Source organism: Halorubrum sp. AS12, assembly GCF_051122765.1.
Classification (GTDB): domain Archaea; phylum Halobacteriota; class Halobacteria; order Halobacteriales; family Haloferacaceae; genus Halorubrum; species Halorubrum trapanicum.
The window spans coordinates 2449093-2468489 of the sequence record NZ_CP185385.1 but is presented as its reverse complement, the minus strand read 5'-3'; the positions used below and the strand labels follow the sequence as shown (position 1 = coordinate 2468489).

At 70.2% G+C, this 19397-nt stretch carries 15 protein-coding genes and 3 pseudogenes; 13 read left to right on the top strand and 5 right to left on the bottom strand.

Annotated features, from left to right (window positions below; translation table 11 throughout):
• Positions 1 to 2 precede the first annotated feature (2 nt).
• Together ACODNG_RS12585 and ACODNG_RS12580 are read left to right on the top strand one after the other, a co-directional pair.
• Positions 3 to 1196, top strand: coding sequence for a DUF7118 family protein (locus ACODNG_RS12585; RefSeq protein ID WP_434521586.1), 1194 nt, complete (start codon positions 3 to 5; stop codon positions 1194 to 1196).
• Between the two features lie 75 nt (positions 1197 to 1271).
• Entirely contained in the window at positions 1272 to 1670 is a 399-nt protein-coding gene (locus ACODNG_RS12580) for a hypothetical protein (RefSeq protein WP_434521585.1), read from the top strand.
• 36 nt (positions 1671 to 1706) lie between these two features.
• Here the strand turns inward: ACODNG_RS12580 and ACODNG_RS12575 are convergent, their stop codons facing one another.
• Complete coding sequence (locus tag ACODNG_RS12575) at positions 1707 to 2258, bottom strand: hypothetical protein (RefSeq protein WP_434521584.1); 552 nt, start codon at positions 2256 to 2258, stop codon at positions 1707 to 1709.
• A gap of 320 nt (positions 2259 to 2578) precedes the next feature.
• Between ACODNG_RS12575 and ACODNG_RS12570 the strand changes: the two genes are divergently transcribed.
• Together ACODNG_RS12570 and ACODNG_RS12565 are read left to right on the top strand one after the other, a co-directional pair.
• A complete protein-coding gene (locus ACODNG_RS12570) occupies positions 2579 to 2953 on the top strand; it encodes a hypothetical protein (protein WP_434521583.1) in 375 nt (124 codons plus the stop codon).
• A 151-nt stretch (positions 2954 to 3104) separates the two neighbouring features.
• A pseudogene (locus ACODNG_RS12565) lies at positions 3105 to 5844 on the top strand (AAA domain-containing protein).
• A gap of 451 nt (positions 5845 to 6295) precedes the next feature.
• Here ACODNG_RS12565 and ACODNG_RS12560 read toward each other — a convergent pair.
• Complete coding sequence (locus ACODNG_RS12560; protein ID WP_434521582.1) at positions 6296 to 7369, bottom strand: phosphoribosylaminoimidazolesuccinocarboxamide synthase; 1074 nt, start codon at positions 7367 to 7369, stop codon at positions 6296 to 6298.
• Between the two features lie 170 nt (positions 7370 to 7539).
• Between ACODNG_RS12560 and ACODNG_RS12555 the strand changes: the two genes are divergently transcribed.
• On the top strand, positions 7540 to 8175 hold the full coding sequence (locus tag ACODNG_RS12555; protein ID WP_434521581.1) for a tRNA (cytidine(56)-2'-O)-methyltransferase: 636 nt from the start codon (positions 7540 to 7542) through the stop codon (positions 8173 to 8175).
• 15 nt (positions 8176 to 8190) lie between these two features.
• Here ACODNG_RS12555 and ACODNG_RS12550 read toward each other — a convergent pair.
• A pseudogene (locus ACODNG_RS12550) lies at positions 8191 to 9681 on the bottom strand (ATPase domain-containing protein).
• 74 nt (positions 9682 to 9755) lie between these two features.
• On the opposite strand from ACODNG_RS12550, the gene ACODNG_RS12545 reads away from it, so the two are divergent.
• A complete protein-coding gene (locus tag ACODNG_RS12545; RefSeq protein ID WP_434521580.1) occupies positions 9756 to 11267 on the top strand; it encodes a PAS domain-containing protein in 1512 nt (503 codons plus the stop codon).
• A gap of 70 nt (positions 11268 to 11337) precedes the next feature.
• On the opposite strand, the gene ACODNG_RS12540 is transcribed toward ACODNG_RS12545, so the two are convergent.
• Positions 11338 to 12303, bottom strand: a complete 966-nt coding sequence (locus ACODNG_RS12540) for a hypothetical protein (protein WP_434521579.1) — start codon at positions 12301 to 12303, stop codon at positions 11338 to 11340.
• Positions 12304 to 12524: 221 nt separating this feature from the next.
• On the opposite strand from ACODNG_RS12540, the gene ACODNG_RS12535 reads away from it, so the two are divergent.
• From ACODNG_RS12535 to ACODNG_RS12510, 6 genes are all read left to right on the top strand, one after another.
• Positions 12525 to 13049 carry a transcription factor gene (locus ACODNG_RS12535; protein ID WP_434521578.1) on the top strand — a complete coding sequence of 175 codons (525 nt, stop codon included), beginning with the start codon at positions 12525 to 12527 and terminating at the stop codon, positions 13047 to 13049.
• Entirely contained in the window at positions 13049 to 13747 is a 699-nt protein-coding gene (locus tag ACODNG_RS12530) for a DUF2110 family protein (protein ID WP_434521577.1), read from the top strand. The genes ACODNG_RS12535 and ACODNG_RS12530 overlap by 1 nt, the downstream gene beginning before the upstream one ends.
• A gap of 14 nt (positions 13748 to 13761) precedes the next feature.
• A complete protein-coding gene (locus tag ACODNG_RS12525) occupies positions 13762 to 14541 on the top strand; it encodes a DUF5803 family protein (RefSeq protein ID WP_434521576.1) in 780 nt (259 codons plus the stop codon).
• 77 nt (positions 14542 to 14618) lie between these two features.
• On the top strand, positions 14619 to 15341 hold the full coding sequence (locus ACODNG_RS12520) for a competence/damage-inducible protein A (RefSeq protein ID WP_434521575.1): 723 nt from the start codon (positions 14619 to 14621) through the stop codon (positions 15339 to 15341).
• Positions 15342 to 15605: 264 nt separating this feature from the next.
• On the top strand, positions 15606 to 16757 hold the full coding sequence (locus ACODNG_RS12515) for an ATP-NAD kinase family protein (protein WP_434523098.1): 1152 nt from the start codon (positions 15606 to 15608) through the stop codon (positions 16755 to 16757).
• A 59-nt stretch (positions 16758 to 16816) separates the two neighbouring features.
• On the top strand, positions 16817 to 17380 hold the full coding sequence (locus tag ACODNG_RS12510; protein ID WP_434521574.1) for a maltose acetyltransferase domain-containing protein: 564 nt from the start codon (positions 16817 to 16819) through the stop codon (positions 17378 to 17380).
• Between the two features lie 4 nt (positions 17381 to 17384).
• On the opposite strand, the gene prs is transcribed toward ACODNG_RS12510, so the two are convergent.
• Positions 17385 to 18245: a ribose-phosphate diphosphokinase gene (gene prs, locus ACODNG_RS12505; RefSeq protein WP_434521573.1), complete on the bottom strand. Its 861-nt coding sequence runs from the start codon at positions 18243 to 18245 to the stop codon at positions 17385 to 17387.
• A 190-nt stretch (positions 18246 to 18435) separates the two neighbouring features.
• Here prs and ACODNG_RS12500 point away from each other — a divergent pair.
• A pseudogene (locus ACODNG_RS12500) lies at positions 18436 to 19093 on the top strand (HVO_0476 family zinc finger protein).
• Positions 19094 to 19397 lie beyond the last annotated feature (304 nt).

Sequence of the window (19397 nt, the reverse complement as noted above, 5' to 3'; positions counted from 1 at the left end):
CGATGGCCGACGGGAACCGAAGGACCGACGGCGGCCGGGCCGCCCGCAGCGACGCCGAGAGCGACGCGGACGACCCCGTCGCCGAGGCGGGCGAGGCGGCCGCGCGGCTCCGCGAGCGCTACGACGAGCTCCGCCGGACGACGTCGCGGATCGACGGCTACGGCCGCGACCGCGTCGAGGCCGCCGCCGACGCGTACCGCCGCGCGCAGCGCATCCTCGACCGGTACGAGGAGGACGCGGTCGGCTCCGGCGACTTCGAGTCGTACGTCCGCTTCCGCGGCGAGTTCGGCGACGCGGTCGACGTGGACGAGGATCTCCCCGCCAGCGACGCCTTCGAGGCGGCCGACGAGGCGGTCGACAAGCGCCGGCTCTCGGAGTCGGACTTCGCGGACGCCCGCGACGCGCTGGAGCCGGCCGGGGAGTTCGTCGACCTGCTGGAGGCGTACGACGACGCGGTCGACGACTACCGGGCGGCGCGGAAGGACGCCCGCGAGGCCCGCAAGCGCCTCGAATCGCGGCTCGACGAGCTCCGCGAGGTCGCCGACATGGCCGACGCCGACCTCGACGCGGACCTCTCCCGCCTCCGCAATCCGATCGAGGCGTACGACGAGGGGATCCGCGAGGCCTTCCGGGAGTTCTTCAAGTCGGCGTCCGCCCGCGAGGTGTTCGACTTCCTCGACCGCGCGGACGGGACGCCGTTCGTCGACGTCGACGTGCCGCCGACCGACCTCGCCGAGTACGTCGAGTCGCACGCGGCCGGCGAGGAGCCGCCGGCGACCTTACTGGAGTACGCCGACTACACGAACTCCAAGCTGGAGCACTACGTCGACGATCCGGGCGCGCTCCGCACCGCGGTCGCGGTCCACCGGACGTACCTCGAACGGCTCGACGGCGATCCGCTGACGCTCGACTGGCCGCCGAAGCCGGGCGACGAGCTCGCCTACGAGATAGACGAGCTGGTCCCGCTGGTGGGACGGATCGCCGACGACGAGGTCGTCGCGACCCTGCGCTCGGTACGGGAGCTCGCGCGGACCGACGAGTACGAGCGGCTCCGCCGCGCGGCCGAGGTGCGCGACGCGCTCGACGAACCCGACCTGGCCCTGATCGAGCGCGGCGAGGCCGGCGCGCGGGTCGCCGAGGCCGAGCGGACGCTCTCGGTCGTCGACGACGTGTTGAGCGAGACGGAGCGGGAGTGAGTGCGGCGCGGCCGTCGACGGATCCCCGCCGCCGCGGAGTGCGGATTTTAAGCCCCGCCGCGGCCGAGCGGGAGTATGACCCGATTCGACGCCGCGACCGAGGACGAGCGGCTGAAGCTGTTCGCCGACGCCGCGGCCGCGCACCGCGCGCGCTCCGGCGACGTGATGACCGTCGACGTCGACCCCGACAGCGACGACACCGAGGGCGGCGAGGTGCCGCCGTGGATCCAGTTGGCGGGCACCGAACTCATCATGGACTGTACCGACGAGGAGCTGGAGCGACTGAAGTCGCTGCTCTCGGAGTTCCCCGAGTTCCGGATCGACGAGCTCGTCAGCCCGGAGGAGGCCGAGGGGACGAACGCGGTCGTCACCGCGCGCTCGGACGCGAACCGCGTTTCCGGGTTCGTCGAGCGCGCCTTCCGCGAGGTGTACGAGCTCAACGAGGAGTACCAAGCGTGGGTGACGGCGATATAGGCGGACGACGGCGATACGGCGGCCGATCGCCCCGCCTCAGTGGAATCCGCGGTCGACGTCGTCGTCTTCGATCAGGTCGTCCAGCTCCGAGGTGAGCAGCTCCTCGGCCTCCTCGAAGGTGTCGGAGAGTTCGTCCAGCTCGTCGGGGCGGCCGTCGAACTCGTACTCCATCGGCCCGAACGCGGGCGACTCGACCGCCTCCATCACGTCCTCGAAGAGGTGGTCGGGGTCGGTCGGCGCCTCGGCGTGGACCTTCAGCGTCTCGGTGAGTCGCGTCGCCATCTCCTCGGCGTGGTCCTCGTCTTCGGGCGCCGACCGGACCGCGAACCGCCCGTCGCTTTCGGCGTCCGGGAGGAGCGGGTCGAGTTCGTCGTCGACCTTCCGGGCGACCTGCGTGCCGACGCCGCGGAGGTCGTGTGGGTTCTTCGCGTACGTCTTCAGGTGGTAGAGTCCGACGCTCGGGTGGCCGAAGTAGAGGTCCTCGCCGAGACCGCCGCGGCGGGAGCCGGCGACCGCACGCCAGCCGTCGGGGTCGGTCGAGTCGCTCGCGACGTCCGCGAGGATGTCGTTCCAGTCTCGCACGCGCATATCAGAGATTGCCGCCTCGTCGTCATGAGAATGTCGGTCGCGGCGGGTTCGATCGGTGTTCCACCCGATACGGAGGTTCAGGTGTGCCCATCGGTACCGAGGATCGTCGTTCGGGCGCTCCTGTCAACGGTTTTCTGTTTCACTTCGCCGCTGACCCGAACCCGTTCACTTCTTCTTTGAGACCTGAAACTATCGTCAAAAATCGATAGACTACGACGACCCTATTGTTTATGAACTATGAAATTATTGACCACTTTCAGGACGGTAGCTACATTTATCACTCGTTTCGTGGAATCAGTATTCCCACTGGGGAACATGTAATGAGATGTGCGTCGTGTGAGGATCGCCAGGTCCGCAAGCGGGCGATCATCGACGTTCACGGCGAGTCGGTGCTGAGCGGCTACTGTCGGTCGTGCGAGCGGAGTCACTTCGGCGAAGCGCTCGAAAACGGCGACTGGGACGGCGATTCCCGCTGTCTCCTCTGTGGCGACGGCGGTCGGTTCGCGCTGGCGCTCCGCGAGATCGAGTACGTCGAGACCCCGGACGGCGAGATCCGCCACGAGACGTTTCCGATCGGGTCGGAGACGCCGCGACTGTGTGGGACTCACCTCCAAGACGTCGTCGGCCTGCCCGCGGAAACGGAGACCGAACAGCTCCGGTTACCCGAGGTCGATCCGGTCGGCCGCTCACCGTGACCGCCCCCGAAGCCTATCGACGGGCGGGAGTCCCCCGACGAGCGACGGAGAGCGCCCGCCGAGCGGCGATCCGCCGATGGAGGGCGCGCAGACCGAGATCGCCGAGAGACCGCACCGACAGCGTTTTTCGCCGCCGCCGCCGAGCGGGAGCGTGAACGTTCGGGGGCCGATCGTCTCCGTCGGGGAGGCGCGGACGGTGTCGACATCCTACGGGGAGCGCGACCTCCGCGAGGTGCGGGTCCGGCCCGACCGCGGCGCGGGCGACCCGGTCGACGTGACGCTGTGGGGGAAGTGGACGGAGACGGCCGAACACGCGGCGCCGGGGATGGAGCTGCTCGTCACCGACCCCGAGGAGGACGAGTACCGCGGGGAGACGGGGTACGCGACGACCGACGAGTCGTGGGTCGTCCTCGAACCCGACTTCCTCGTCGACGTGACCGGGATCCGGTCGTGGGTCCAGTGTCCCCGGATGTACTACCTGAACAAGCTCTCGGGGATCCCGCTCAACTACCCGGTGGTCAAGGGGACGGTCGTCCACGAGGTGTTCGGCGACCTGCTCCGCGGGATGGAGCTTGAGGCCTCGGTTCAGGACCGCGTCGCGGAGGCCGGTCTCGAACTCGGGCTGCTCGGCTACGAGACGGAGGAGGTCGAAGACGAGGTGCGCCGCAACGCCGCCGCCGTCGAGGGGTGGCTCGCGCAGGGGACGCTCGCCGACGAGGACACGTGGCGCTCGGAGTTCACCCTCATCTCGCCCACGTTCGGACTGAAGGGGCGGGCGGACGCGCTCCGGCGCGGCACGCCGGTCGAGCTGAAGACCGGGAAGAACACCAAGCGGGAGCCGCGCTTCCACGACAAGGTCCAGGCCGCCTGCTACGCGCTCATGCTGGACGAGCGCGGCATCGACCCGGACATCGGGACGCTGCTGTACACGAAAAACACCGCCCTCGACCGCAACGAGGAGTCGGGCGACCTGGCGCCCGCCAAGGAGTTCACCGTCGGGCGGGGCTTCCTGGAGTTCGTCGTGCGCGAGCGCAACGCCCTCGCGGCGATGGAGTGGCGCGCGCTCAACGACCCCGGTGAGCGCCCCACGGTGCCGACGGGGTACGAGGCGGACGCGACGTGTAGCTACTGTTTCGAGCAGGACGCCTGTATGGTCGTCTCCGGCCGGCTCGACCAGGAGTCGAAGGCGGGACAGGTCGGGACGCCGGTCCCCGACGAGGAGCGCGACTACTTCGACCGCTTCTACACCGCGCTCGAGGAGGAGCGCCGCGAGACCCACGCCGAGTACCGGAAGCTGTGGGAGCAGACGCCCGAGGAGCGGGCGGCCGACGACCGCGCGCTGATCGACCTCGAACCGGTCGCACAGACCGAGATCGACGACGCCCGCTGGGAGCTGCGCGCCCGGAAATCGGGCGACGCCGTCTCGAAGCTCCGCGAGGGCGACGTGGCGCTCGCGAGCGACGGCGACCCCGTCTCCGGCCACGCGGAACTCGGTCGGATCACCGAACTCGGGGGCGACGAGGTCGTCGTCGAGACGGACGAGCCGGTCGAACTGCGCCGGCTCGACGTGTACCCCTCGGAGATCTCCGTCGACCGCTCGCTCACCGCGCTCCACGACGCGGTCCTGAAAGGCGAGCCGGAGCGCAAGGACGTGCTGTTCGGCCGCCGAGAGCCGGAGTTTCGGGACCCGAGCGAGCGACCACCGGGCAGCCCCGGAACGGACGACCCGGACGACCCGGACGCCCAGGATGCCCCAGACGCGTACATCGGCAACAACGACGCCCAGAACGAGGCGGTCGAACTCGCGGTCGACGCCGAGGATCTCGGCGCTGATCCACGGGCCGCCCGGCACCGGGAAGACGTACACCATCGCGCGGACGATCCGGGCCTTGGTCGACGAGGGCAACCGGGTGCTGCTCTCCGCGTTCACTAACCGCGCGGTTGACAACGCCCTCGAAGCGCTGCGCGATCAGGGCTTTGACGAGGTTCTGCGAGTCGGGACCGAGACCGGCGTCCGCGGCGACATGCAGGACGTGCGGCTGGTCCAGCGCGGCGAGCCGAACGCGAAGGCGGCCGAACTGCGGGACGCGCCGGTTGTCGCCGCCACCACCGCGGCCTGCGGCTCCCGGGTCATGCGCGAGTGCGAGTTCGACGTGGCCCTCGTCGACGAGGCCTCCCAGCTCACGGAGCCGGGCACCCACGCCGCGATCAACCTCGCCGACCGGTTCGTCCTCGTCGGCGACCACGAGCAGCTCCCGCCGGTCGTCCGCGCGGAGAACGACCTCCAGACGTCGCTGTTCCAGCGCCTCATCGAGACGTACCCGGACGCGAGCGTCATGCTCGACCGGCAGTACCGGATGAGCCAGCGCATCCAAGCGTTCGCCTCCGCGGAGTTCTACGACGGCGCGCTCCGGCCCACGACCCCAGAGGTGGCCGGGCAGACGCTCGCGGACCTCGGCGTCGACCCCGACGCGCTCGCGCCCGAGCTGACCGGCGGCGTGGGGTTCGTCGACCCCGACGGCGAGCGCGACGGCAACCGGAACGTCCGCGAGGCGGAGCGCGTCGCCGCGGTCGTCGACGCCTACGTGGCCGCCGGCGTCGACCCCGATGATATCGGCGTGATCGCCCCCTTCCGCGCGCAGGTCGCGGAGATCGGTCGCCGGACCGACGTGACGGTCGACACCGTCGACCGCTTCCAAGGCTCCTCGAAGGAGGTGATCCTCGTCTCGTTCGTCGCGACCGGCGACCTCGACGGTCCCATCTTCGAGGACCACCGCCGCGTGAACGTCGCGCTTACCCGGGCGAAAAAGCAGCTGACGATCGTCGGCGACGCCGACGCGCTCGGCTCCGACCCGTTCTACGCGCGGATGCTCGATTGGGCGCGGCGCTGAGACGGTCATCAACCCGATTCGTTCACGCCAGTGAGTGACAGCGTTGATCGCTTATAAACCGGTGCGGTGGCGCGTGCCGACGAGCGCCCGGAGGGCGCGAGTCGCACGCGCGAGGGAGTCGGTCGCCGAGCGGAGCGAAGGCGACCGACGAGGCTGGGGAGGCGTGAGGTGCGGTCGCGGTGCGGGGTGGGACTCAAAGGGGCAGCCGGGAGGCGGACGCAGGCGTCGCAAGCACTGGAGGGAGCGAGCAACGCGAGCGACTGAAGCGCGTGGTTCGAGAGAGCTTTGCTCTCTCGTCATCCCGAAAATCGGAGATTTTCGGGCGACAACGAGCGTGCGCCCGCCTCCCGGCTGGGGATTTGGAGGTGTTCGCCGCCGATCCGCTATATTCTATTTATAAGTGAGTGGCTGGGGCGTTGGCGGTGGTTACCGCCGATCCACTATCAGCGATTTATAAGTCGTCGACCGCGTCGAGCGCCGCCTCGACGTCAGGGACGTCGAACCACTCGCGGTCCGTGTATGTGTTCGTCCCGGCCGCGTACAGGTCCGAGACGGCCTCAACGACCGCGGGCGGCAGCGGGTCGGGCGACTCATCGCAGAGCTCGCGCCAGTCGTCCGTCTCGCGGCCCGCCACCGACTCCTTCGCCGCCTTGACGGCCTCAACCCAGTCGGGGTCGTTTGCCTTGTACCACTGGCGGACGACCTCCTTCGAGATTCCCCGGCCGCCGTAGGAGAACCGGTTCTCGTCGAAGGTGCCGACCACGTCGGCGACGCGGAGGTCGCCGTCGACGTAGAGGCACTCGATCTTGCCGTCCTCGTGGACGAACCCGGTCGCCTCGGCGCGCTCGGTGACGACGCGGTTCACGTCGCGCGCGAGCGATTCGAGGGCCTCAATGTCGGCGACGCCCGCGACCTCGTCGGCCTCGGCGCGCGTGAGGTAGCGGTCCTGCTGCTCGTACTTCGTCGAGAACTCCACGACGGGTTCGGGGAGGTCGACCGGCTCGTCGGGCCACTCGCCGTCGGCGCCGCCGAGGTCGTCGAGGCCGAAACCGGCGGGGTCGGTTCGCCTCCGCAGGCTGGACCCGACCGGGACCCGGTTGCGGAAGACCACTTCGAGCGGGACGAGGTAGTTCTCCCCGCCCGCGGCGTGGAAGGCGTCGTAGTCGTAGCCGGCGTGCGGTCCCTCGTACGGGAGGTCGGGTACCTGCGTCAGGTCGATGGCCATCTCCGTCGGCGGGGCAGTCGCCTCGTCGAGCGGGACGACCTCGGGCGCACCCCCGTCGCCCGCGTCGGCGTCCCGACCGGGGTCCGCGACACCGCGGTAGTGGGTCGGGACCCCCTCACGCTCCAGCAGTTCGAAGTTGAACGCGCCCATCGCACAGAGGCTCGCGCCCTTGTTCGGGATCGCGTCGGGCATCTGTCCCCAGTCGAACACCGAGTAGGCGTCCGTGAAGACGAACCGCCCCCGACCGAGTCCGTCGGCGGTCGCCGGCTCGTCGACGCGGAACTCCTTGACGCTCGTCATGCCTCACACCGCGACCGCCTCCCACATGAAACTTTCAGTTACGTGGTTACATGGACGGTCTTCGAACCAATTCGATCCACGAAAACGGATCGAAACGGGTTCGACGAGCGTCGTCGACCGCGCGCGCTCGCATCGAAAGCGACACCCGGATTCGCCCCCCAGCACGTGGCATGAACGATGCGCGCGAGGTCGTCGTCCTCCGGTACGGCCACCGGCCGGGGCGCGACGACCGCATGACGACGCACGTCGGACTCACGGCGCGGGCGCTCGGCGCCGACCGGGTGATCTTCCCGGACAACGCCGGGCAGTCGGCGGAGACGGTCCGCGATATCACCGACCGGTTCGGCGGGCCGTTCGCGGTCGAACTCCGCGACGACCAGAAGGCGATCGTCCGGAACTTCGAGGGGGTCGTCGTCCACCTCACGATGTACGGTGAGCGCGTTCAGGACGTCGAAGCGGACGTTCGCGAGGCGGTCGGACTCGACGGGCCGGACGTGATCGAAGAGGCGTCGCCCCCGCGCGACCTCCTCGTTGTGGTCGGCGGCGAGAAGGTCCCGTGGGCGCTGTACGAGCGCGCCGACTTCAACGTGGGCGTGACGAACCAGCCGCACTCCGAGGTCGCCGGGCTGGCGGTGTTCCTCGACCGGCTGTTCGAGGGCGCGGAGCTGGACCGCGAGTGGGAGAATGCCGACCGCCGGGTGGTGCCGGAGGCGACCGGGAAGACGGTGGTCGACACCGAGGAGGAGTCCGAGAACGACGCGGCCGCGGACTCCGACGAGGGATCCGAAACCGGCGACCGCGACTGAGTCGTTCCCGCGCGCCTACTCGTCCCAGTCGCCGCGCTTCGACTTCCGTTCCGACTCCTCGACGACCTCCGGCGTGCCGCTCAGGATGCCACGAAGCCCGGACATCGGCTCGCCGACGGTGATCCCGTGTTCCGTAATCTTGAACTCGCGGATCGTCCGCTCGAAGTCGCTCGTCCGCTTTTTCAGGACGCCGATCGCCTTGCGGATCTCGCCGTTGACCTCGAGGTGCCGGAGGAAGACGATGTTGTCGGCGAGGTAGCTGATGTTCTCCATCGTCGCGTGGAACTCGCCCGTGACGTTCTGCGTCTCGTCGATAAACACGCCCGTGACGCCCGCGTTCTTGAGGTACCGGCCGAGCGCGTCCGATCTGCTGGAGCATCTGCTGGTCTTCCCCCCGGAGCGTCAGCCGGTAGCCGGAGATGCCGTCGACCATGACGATATCGGCGCCCCGCTCTTCGACCTCGTCGCGGACCATCCGCGCGAACTCCTGTGGCGACCGCTCCAACGCCTCGACCTCGTTCACCTGGAGCGTCCCCTTCTCTATCATCTGGTCTACCGGGATGTTGACGGCCCGCGACCGGGAGAGGAACGTCCCTCGGGTCTCTTCGAACAGGTAGATGACCGAGCGTTCCCCCGGCCGGCGGCCTCCTTCATGAACTGGGTGCTGAGAGTGGTCTTCCCCACGCCGGTCGGCCCGCTCACGATGCTGACGGTACCACGTTCGATCCCACCGTGAAGTAGCTCGTCGACCTCGGGGATCCCGGAGGATATCTGCTCGAACCCGCTGCTTTCTCCGCGGTGCGCTCCGGGCTGGAGCGCCGGATACACCTCGATGCCCGAGTCGGTGATCCGGTACGCGTGGTCGCCGCCCTGCGTCGCCGAACCACGGAACTTCGGCACGTCGACCGTCTTGCCGTACGACGCGGCGTTCAGTCGGATCGTCCCGTCGGTGATGAACTCCAAGTCGTCCGTCGGCAGCGACTCGGTGTTCTGGACGGTGAAAATCACCGTCGACTCGCGGTCTTTCACGAATCGCATGAATCCGACCACCTGCTTCCGGAACTGGTAGTCGTCGGACAACAGGAACCGGAGCTGCGTCAGCGGATCGACGACGACGCGGTCCGGATCGACCGCGGTGACGCCCTCGACGATCCGGTCGGTTAGCGGTTCCCGTTCGACCTCGGCCGGCTCGAACACCTCGTACGATTCGTCCCCGACGAACGCGTCCGCGCTGGGACTCAGATCGAGGAACTCTATCGCGTCAGTGTCGAAGCCGAGCGCGGCCGCATTCGTCTTCAGGTCTCGGAGGTCCTCTTCGAGGTTGATGAACAGCGCCGTCTCCCCCTCGTCGATCCCCTGCTGGAGGAAGTGGAAGCTCAGGATCGTCTTCCCGCTCCCCGCCTGTCCGCGGACCATGTAGCTCCGTTCTGGAACGAGGCCTCCGAACAGCACCTCGTCGAGCCCGACGATGCCGGTCGACGCTCGCTCGGACAGCGGTGGTGTCATGCCTTACCAATCGAGCGGGACGGTCATATAAATGGGGTAGTTCTTAGTGCGTTCCCCGCCTCACTGAAATAGAGATGGATTCGGAGTCGGATCCCGAAGCCGGTGCCGACGGCGACGAGTCTGCGGAACGGGACGGCGACGACGTTCCAGCCGGTGACGACGCTCGTGGTGACGACCTCGCCCCGCGACCGGACGGCGACGCGACCGTCCTCCTCCTGATGGACGGCGACCGCGACCGCGAACTGCTCGCCGAGGCGCTGGGCGAGCGGTACGAGATCCGAACCGCCGCCGCGCCGTCCGCGCTCGACGGCGAGTTCGACTGCTGTCTCCTCGATGCCGACGCCTTCGACGCCGCTGGCGAGGCGGTCGACTCGCGGCGCGAGCGCGCCGACCCCGTATTCCTGCCGTTCGTGTTGCTGGCGAGCGACGGGTCACGGAGCGGGCTGGACGACCGCGCGTGGCAGCGCGTCGACGACGTCGTCGAACTGCCGGTGGGGCGGCGGGCGCTCCTCACGCGGGTCTCGAACCTGATCGAGCGGCGGACGACCTCGCTCCGGCTCAGGCGAACCGTCGCGGACCTGCGGCTCAAAGAGCAAGCGATGGACGAGGCGCCCGTCGGGATCACCCTCGCGCGTGCGACGGGGGGCGACGACAACCCGCTCGTGTACCACAACCAGGGGTTCGAGGAGCTGACCGGCTACGGCGAGGAGATGCTCGGCGAGGACTGCCGGTTCCTTCAGGGACCGGACACAGCCGACGAGACGCCGGAGGAGATCCGAGCGGCGCTCGACGAGGAGCGACCCGTGAGCGTCGACATTCTCAACTACCGCGCGAACGACCAGAAGTTCTGGAACCGAGTCACCATCGCGCCGCTCCGCGACGAGGAGGGGAGTACCACGCACTTCGTGGGGTTCCAGACCGACATCACCGAACGGAAGATCCGAGAGCGACGGCTGGAGGTGATGACTCGGGTGCTCAACCATAACCTCCGGAACAAGATGAACCTCATCTCGGGGTACGCGGATCTGCTCCGGGGCGACCCCGGCGAGGAGATGCGCCGCCGGTCGCTGGACGTGATCGGGGAAACGGCGGACGACCTCACGGGGATCGCGGAGGCGGTCCGGACGGTCGACGAGACCCTCTCGGCGTCGGAGGCGGCGGTCGATCTCCAGGTGGAACTGATCGAACTCCGGAACCGGATCCGGAGCCGCTACCCGCACGCGGATCTGACGCTGTCGCTGCCCGACGACGACCCGATCGAGGTTGCGGTCGTCGGCCTGACCGTCGCCATTGAGGAGGCGGTCGAGAACGCGGTGAAACACAACGACGCGGCGACGCCGTCGGTCGAGGTGCGCGTCGAGCGAGACCCTCCCGGGTGGATCGCGATCGCGATCGAGGACAACGGCCCGGGGATCCCCGACCACGAGACGCAGGTGCTGGAGTCGGGCGAGACGTCGCTGACCCACGCCGACCGCCTCGGCATCTGGCTCATGTACTGGGTCGTGGGGAAGGCAGGCGGCGATTTTACCGTCGACACCGGCGAGGACGGGACGACCATCCGGCTGGAGGTCCCGACCCATCCCTGAGTCGGTCGAAGCCACGCGGCCGGCCGCCCCTACAGCACCCTACCCACCTCTACGACGCCCCTACCCGCCTCTACAGCGCCCGTTTCGAGCGGAGCCGCGCGAGTCGGGTCCGCCCCTCCTGGCGACTCGTCCCGCGCACGCGACCCGTCTCGGCGTCGGCCATGGAGACCAGAGAGAGGCGGTCGAGGAGGGGCGGCCAGTCGCCGGCGCCCGCGGCGTCACTGGCGAACGCGACCGCGTTACCGAGCCCGTCACGTTCCTCGCTCCCGGCCCGCGCGACCAGCGCGTCCGCGGCGCGGCGCCCGCCAGCGACGGAGAGCCGGTCGCCGACCGTCGCGGGGATCCACGCCGGAAGCAGCACCAGCCAGCACAGGACCCCGGCGGCCACGTAGGCCCACGACGGGACGCGCTCGCGGTCCGGCTCGTATCCATGGATCCGGTTGACGCGTCGGTCCGCGGCGGTGCGGTCCCCGCGGCGTCCCACGAGCAGCGTCGCGAGCAGCGCCGCGGTCTCGACGGCCGCCAGCGCCGGGAGCGTCGCGGTCGTGAGCAGCGCCTGCCGCGTCCGGAGCCTGACGAGCGCGTGGCGCAGCGCGGCGTCGCGGTCGGCCTTCGGCAGCGCGAGCAGGCGCGTCGAGACCACCAGTCGGGATCCGCGGTAGCCGTCTGTGACGGCGACGTTCGCGGCGTCGGCGCGGACCGCGGTGATCTCGGGCACGTCGACCCCGACGTCGGCCGCGAGCGACTCGACGCGGTCGGCGACGAAGTCGGCGCGCCGGTCGTCGAGGTCGGCGCCGGGGAGCCGAGCGATCCGCCTGTCGACGAGGACCGGGCCGAGGAGCGCGGATGCGGCCGGGCCGACGACGATGGCCGCGAGCAGTCCGCCGAGCGCGCCGAGCGGGAGCACGCCCAGTCCGCCGGGACCGAGCAGCGCGGCGGCCGGGACCAACGGGACCGCCGCCAGCACGACCGGGACCGCGAGGAGCGCGACGGCGCCGAGCGCGCGTCGCCCCCGTCCGTCGACCGAGTCTGTCATACGGCCGAGTGTGAGCCACGGCGCGTAAAGCTCTGCCGGACCCGCGGGTGGGTCGACGGCGGTTGGGGGAGAGGTTCGGCGGCGGTTCGGGGAGGGGTTCGGCGAGCGGTTGGGGGAGAGGTTCGGCCGCGCGGTCCCGGAGGCGGTCCCGACGCGCGTCGGGACGAGCACGACCGCGCCTTTCGGAGGTTTTAACCGGATTCCACCACCAGTTTCGCGTAATGGCTTTTGAGGATCTACTGAACGACCCCGTCATCCAGAAGTACCTCCACGAGCTGGTGGGACCGACGGGGATGCCGGTCGCGGCCGCGCCGCCCGACGGCGAGGTCACCGACGAGGAGTTGGCCGAGGAGCTGGGCCTAGAGCTCAACGACGTGCGGCGCGCGCTGTTCATCCTGTACGAGAACGACCTGGCGACGTACCGCCGCGTCCGCGACGAGGACTCCGGGTGGCTCACGTACCTGTGGACGTTCCACTACGACAACATCCCGGAGAACCTCCAAGAGGAGATGTACCGGCTGCTCGACGCCCTCGAAGAGCGCGAGGAGTACGAGCGCACCCACGAGTTCTACCTCTGTGAGGTGTGTTCGATCCGCTTCGAGTTCGGCGAGGCGATGGACTTCGGCTTCGAGTGCCCCGAGTGCGGCTCGCCGCTGGACGCGATGGACAACGACCGGCTTCGCGACGCGATGGACGAGCGCATCGACCGGCTCCGGGACGAGCTCAACGTGGACGTGACCGGCTGATGGTCGTCCTCGCAACCAAGTGCTACGTCGAGGGCGACGCCCGCGACCGCGCGCTCGACGGCATGAACTCGCTCGTCGCCAATGACGTCGGCGAACTCGACGTCGACTGGCAGGTCGGCGTCCGCGACGACGAGTTCGTCCAGATCGACCTGACCGGCGAGGACGCCCCGGTCGCGCGCAACGTCCTCGCGGAGACGTGGGGCGAGATCGTCGCCCACGACGGCGGACTGGAGTCCGGAGAGGAGTACGTCGGCACCCTCGAGTCGTGGGACGACGTGGGGTTCACCCTCGACGCCGGCGTCGACGTGTTCGTCCCGGCCGACGAACTCGGGCTTGGCGTCGGCTCGCCACAGCAGGTCGTCGAGCGGTTCGGACTCGTTCAGCACCTCCCGATGCGGTTCGTCTACGGGGGCGACCCGGACGGCGACGACGAGCCGGAGCCGTCCCGGCTCGCCGACGCCGAGCGCGACCGCCTGTACGACTGGCAGCGCGGCGACGGGCGCGTGAACGTCAACTCCGCGACCCGCGGCGAGACGCGCGCGACGGTGAACCGCGCGGGCCACGCGCAGGACATCGTCACCGTCGAGCGGCTGGGACTCCTCGAACAGAGCATCGTCTGCGCGGAGGGGACCGACCCGCCGGGACTGCTCGCGGCCATCGGCTCGTACCTCCCGGCGGAGATGCGCTGCGTCGTCTGAGGTGAGTTGAACACGTGAACAGACGCTTCGCGCTCGCGGTGGCGGCGATCGCCCTCCTCGCTGCCAGCGCCGGCTGCCTCGGCTACGCGACCGGCGGCGGCGAGGTGACGAACGAGACGCTCGACGCCGAGCCGCCCCGCGAGTACGACTTCGACACGGACCGGGACGCCGCGTTCGACCTCTCGACCGACGCGACGTACACCGTCGTGTACGCGGTCGGCGACCGGGAGGAGATCCGGCTGTACGAGCAGACGCCGTACGCGGGCGACGAGCCGATGGAGTTCGAGGCGCTCCGGTACCAGTACCCCGACGGCGAGGTGATCACCGGCAGCGAGTTCCGCGCCCGCGGCGGCGAGGTCGAGCGGACGACCGACGAGACGTGGATCCGCTTCGCGGACGACATGGCCGGCGGCAGGCTCGCGTTCTCCGGCGACGGGTCGCCGCGCCGGTTCACCATGCGCGCCTACGTCGAGGGGTCGTACGCCGTGACGCTGCCGCCGGAGTTCAGCACGGAGTTCCCGATTGTCGGCCACGTGTCGCCGCGCGACCACTCGGTCGAGACGGTCGGCGACCGCGACCGGATCGTCTGGGACGAGGTGACGACCGGGTCGATCGTCGTCCAGTCGTACCGCGAGGGGGACCTGCTGGTGTTCGGCGTCATTCTCGTCATCGGGGCGATCGCCGCGGTCGCCGGGACGGTCTACTTCCGGCGACAGCTGGAGGCGCTCCGCCAGAAGCGCCGCGACCTCGGCTTGGGCGTCTACGACGACGAGGACGACGACGGCTGGCTGTAGCGGGCGCGGCCGCCCGCCGTCCTTCCGGTCCCGCCCGCGCCGCGGTCCTTTTCTACCGCGCGGCGCTTGCGTTCGGTATGAACGCCGCCGTCGTCACCGTCGGGGACGAGCTCCTCGTCGGGGACACCGAGAACACGAACGCCACCTGGCTCTGCGACCGCCTCGACGCCCGGGGCGTCGGGGTCCGGCGGGTGACCGTCGTGCCGGACGAGGTCGCCGAGATCGCGCGAGTCGTCAACGAGTACCGCGCCGAGTACGACGCGGTGATCGTTACCGGCGGTCTCGGGCCGACGCACGACGACGTGACGATGGAGGGCGTCGCGGCCGCGTTCGGACGTGACCTCGTCGAGAACGCCGAGGCGGCCGCGTGGCTCGCCGAGCGGGGGTACAGCGGGAGCGACCTCGCGGCGGAGACCACGCACCTCCCCGCCGACTGCCGGCCGCTGCCGAACGAGGCGGGGGTCGCGCCCGGCGCCGTTGTCGACTCCGTCTACGTCCTGCCCGGGGTTCCGGGCGAGATGAAAGCGATGTTCGAGCTGGTCGAAGACGAGTTCGCGGGGACACTCACCCACGTGGTCACTGTCGACGTCGACGAGCCGGAGAGCGAGCTGCTCGACCGGATCGCGACGCTGCGGGAGCGGTTCGACGTGCGAGTCGGATCGTATCCGGGCAGGGTCGTGACGGTGAAGATCACCGCCGAGAGCGAGGCGGAGGCCGAGCGCGCGGCGGCGTGGGTCCGCGAACACGCGGACGCGATCGAAGAAACGGACGGAGACTCGGTCGGGGACGAGGCGGCCTGAGCGTCGCGTCGCGACGGCTCGGTTACCGGTACAGGTACGCGACCCACACGGCGACGAGGGCGAGGCTCGCGAGCAGGACCGCGCCCGCGGTCGCGCTGATCGGCAGCGGCTCCGTCACGGCGGCTTCGAGGATCATATCTCGGGGTTGTTCTGGGGGCGTCTTAAGTATTGATTCTCGGGCGATCCGACGCCGGGAGCCGGTCCCGATCTCCCTCTCCGCCCGGACGCGGCTCTCTTAAGAGGCCGGCGCGGTGAACGTCGGGCATCCACGTGGGGATCGCGGTGAACCCGGTCGCCGGCATGGGCGGCCGCGTCGGCCTGAAGGGGACCGACGGGAAGGTGGCCGAGGCGGTCGAGCGCGGCGCGGAGCCGCGGGCGCCGGATCGAGCGCGGCGGATGCTCGACCGGCTGGCCGCAGTGGCCCCCGAGACGACCGTCTCCGCGGCCGCGGACCCGATGGGCGAGTCAATCGTCCGCGAGGCGGGCTTCGACCCGGTCCGCGTCGTCGACCCGTTCGAGGGAGAGGCGCCGGAGCAGACGGCGACCTCGGAGCCGACGGAGACGACCGCGGCGCACACCGCGGCGGTCGTGCGGGCGTTCGCGGGAATCGACGACGGCGACGACGGCGAGGCCTCGGACGAGACCGCCGCCGACCCCGTCGACCTCGTCTTGTTCGTCGGCGGCGACGGCACCGCCGCGGACGTCGCGGAGGCCTTGGAGGGGACCGACGTGCCGATGCTCGGCGTCCCCGCCGGCGTGAAGGTGTACTCGTCGGTGTTCGCGGTGTCGCCGGAGGACGCCGCCGAGGTCGCGGCGTCGTTCTCGCGGACCGAGCGCCGCGAGGTGATGGACATCGACGAGGACGCCTACCGCGAGGGCGAGGTCCACCCGGAGCTTCGGGGGGTCGCGCACGTTCCCGTCGCCGACGACCTCCAGTCGTCGAAACAGACCGCGAGCGGGACCGTCGAGTCGCTGGCCGAGGGCGTCGCGGCCGACATCCGCGAGCGCGACGGCGAGGGAGTCACCTTCGTCCTCGGCCCGGGGTCGACCGTGGGCGCGATCAAGGACGAACTCGGCTTCGAGCCGTCGCCGATCGGGGTCGACGTCTGGCGGGACGGCGAGGTGCTCGTCCGGGACGCGACGGAGGCGCAGATCCTCGACGCGCTCGGCGAGGAGAACGTGATCGTCGTCTCCCCCATCGGTGGGCAGGGGTTCGTCTTCGGCCGCGGCAACCCACAGATCTCGCCGGCCGTGATCCGGCGCTGCGACCTCCGGATCGTCGCCTCGCGGGCAAAGCTCGACGACGTGCGCGCACTCCGCGTCGACACCGACGAACCCGACCTCGACGACGAACTCGCGGGGTGGGTCCGCGTCCGCGTCGGGAAGTTCGAGACGCGGATGATGAAGATCGTCTGAGGCGGCGCACCGGTTCTCGGGAGGGACAGGCCTTTGTCGGTGGCCGGGGCGGGAGTCGTATGGGACGCGAGAAGGAACGGATGCTCGCCGGCGAGGCGTACGATCCGATGGTGCCGGAGCTGGTCGCCGACCGCCGGCGCGCGAGGGACCGCTGCCGCCGCTACAACGCCACCGCCGCGACGGAGACCAACCGCCGGGAGCGACTCCTCCGGGATTTGTTCGGCGAGGTCCGCGGCGACGCGACGGTCCTGCCGTCGTTTCGCTGCGACTACGGGTACAACGTCGGCGTCGGCGACGGCTTCTTCGCGAACTTCGGCTGCGTGTTCCTGGACGCCGCGCCGATCGCGTTCGGGGAGAACTGTATGCTCGGGCCGGGCGTCCACGTCTACACCCCGACACACCCGATCGACCCCGAGGAGCGCGCGACCGGCCGCGAGTTCGGCGACCCTGTCACGGTCGGCGACGACGTCTGGATCGGGGGGCGGGCCGTGATCACGCCCGGAACCTCGGTCGGCGACGGCGCGGTCGTCGCGGCCGGCGCCGTCGTGGTCGACGACGTACCGGCGCGGACGGTGGTCGGCGGCAACCCGGCCGAGGTGATCCGAGAAATCGACGAGAAGTGATCAGTTACGGAGCGTCGAGCGCGTCGGCCACGGCGGGCGCGACGCTGACGACGCTACAGCCCCGCTCGACGGTGTCGCTGCCGACGATCCGGTCGACGCCGGCGGCGCGGAGCTTCGTCACCGCGTTGGCCGCGAGGACGGGGTGGACGCAGGCCGTCAGCACCCGCGCGGCGCCGCGGTCGGTGAGGACGGCGACCGACTCACTCATCGTCGACCCGGTCGCGATGATGTCGTCGACGACGACCACGTCCCGGTCGGCCACGGGGGCGTCGGAGGGCGACACCGCGACGGCGCCCGTCTCGCGGTCGCGGTGCTTCTCGAAGTAGTCCGTCTCGCCGGCGCCGTAGGCGTCGCGGACGGTGGCGGCCACGTCGATGGCTCCCTCGTCGGGGGAGAGGAAGAGCGGGTCGTCGAGGTCGACGGGGAGCGGACCGGCAAGGACGCCGGCGGCGTCGACCGTCTCGACGGGGACCTCGAAGAAGTCGGCGACCGTCGCCTCGTGGGGGTTGACGAGGAGGACGCGGTCGGCCCCAGTCGATATCGCTCTCGCCATCGCGCGGGCGGAGACCGGCTCGCCCTCGCCGAACGAGGCGTCCTGGCGCGCGTAACCCATGTACGGGATCACGGTCGTCACGGTCGTCGCGCCGGCCTCGCGGACGGCGTCTTGGAGTTGGAGCAGTTCCACCCACGCCTCGTCGGAGTCGGTTGCGGCGACGATCACGGCCTCGTCGGCGTCGAAGTCGGGCACCGCGGCGAGCCCCTCCCCGTCCGGGAACCGGTCGTATGTCGGGGTCGCGAGCGCCCGGTCCGTCTCCTCGGCGAGCGCGGCCGCGAGCTGCTGCGAGCTGGACCCGGGTACGATCATGGGCGACCGTTCCGCGGACACCGGTAAACCAGTTTCCTTACCGCGCGGCCCACTCCCGCGCTCGGGGCGGTCCACCCCCGCGCTCGGGACGGCCCACCGGCGTCGCCGCGCCGCCGCGCGCCACGCGAGCGCGACCCACACCGGTCCCACAGGGGCGGATATTCACGGGCGCGGCGGGTACGAACGGCCAATGACCGACACCGAAGCCGGCGCGCGCGTCGGACTCCCCTGTCCGTCGTGCTCGCCGTCCGAGCCGACCGTCCACGAGGTCCTCAGTCCGGGCGGGCAGGCCACCGTGCGCTGTACCGAGTGCGACCACACGCATAAGACCGAGATCCCCAAGGAGGAGACCGTCGCCGTGACGATCGTCGTCTCGCAGGACGGCGACTCGTTCACGACGACGATGGACGTGCCCGCCGACGGCGACGTCGCCACGGGCGAGGAGTTCGTCGTCGACACCGATGAGGCGCTGATGCAGGTGCGGATCACCGACATCGAACTCGGGCCGGAGAACCGCGTCGAGGAGGCCGACATCACCGACGTGGAGACGCTGTGGACCCGCGCGGTTGACAACGTCGCGGTCCCTGTCACGCTCCACCCGAAGGACGGCGACGCAGACCAGACGCGCTCGCTGCGCGTGAACGTCCCGGGCGACTACGAGTTCACCGTCGACGAGACGGTGGAGTTCGGCGAGGAGGAGTTCACCGTCGAGGGGCTTCGAGATCCGCGAGGACGCGCCCGAGTACCGCCACGAGAAGCTCGACCACCCCGGCGACCTCGCCTACGCGAAGGACCTTAAGCGGGTGTACGCCCGCGACGAGACGCTGACCGCGTGGTCGGCCTGGTAGGCGCGGCGCGCTCGCCTCACCCCGGCCGGCGAAAGCTCGTACCAACATAAACAATTATGAAGGATACGCCCATTAGTCGAGTCGTGCCACCCGTAGTACACGACTGACGCACGCTCGACGGCGGGGACGACGGCCGGTCCCGGCGGTCCGAGCACGCGCGAGGCGACCGAGACCGAACCGACGACCGAACGACCGAAGTCGTCCCCGGAGTCCGACGAGGACAACGCCGACGACGCAACCGACGACCTGCCGACCGCCGCCGAGGCGGTCGCGCAGGCGGCGGGGACGTTCGACCCGTCGGACA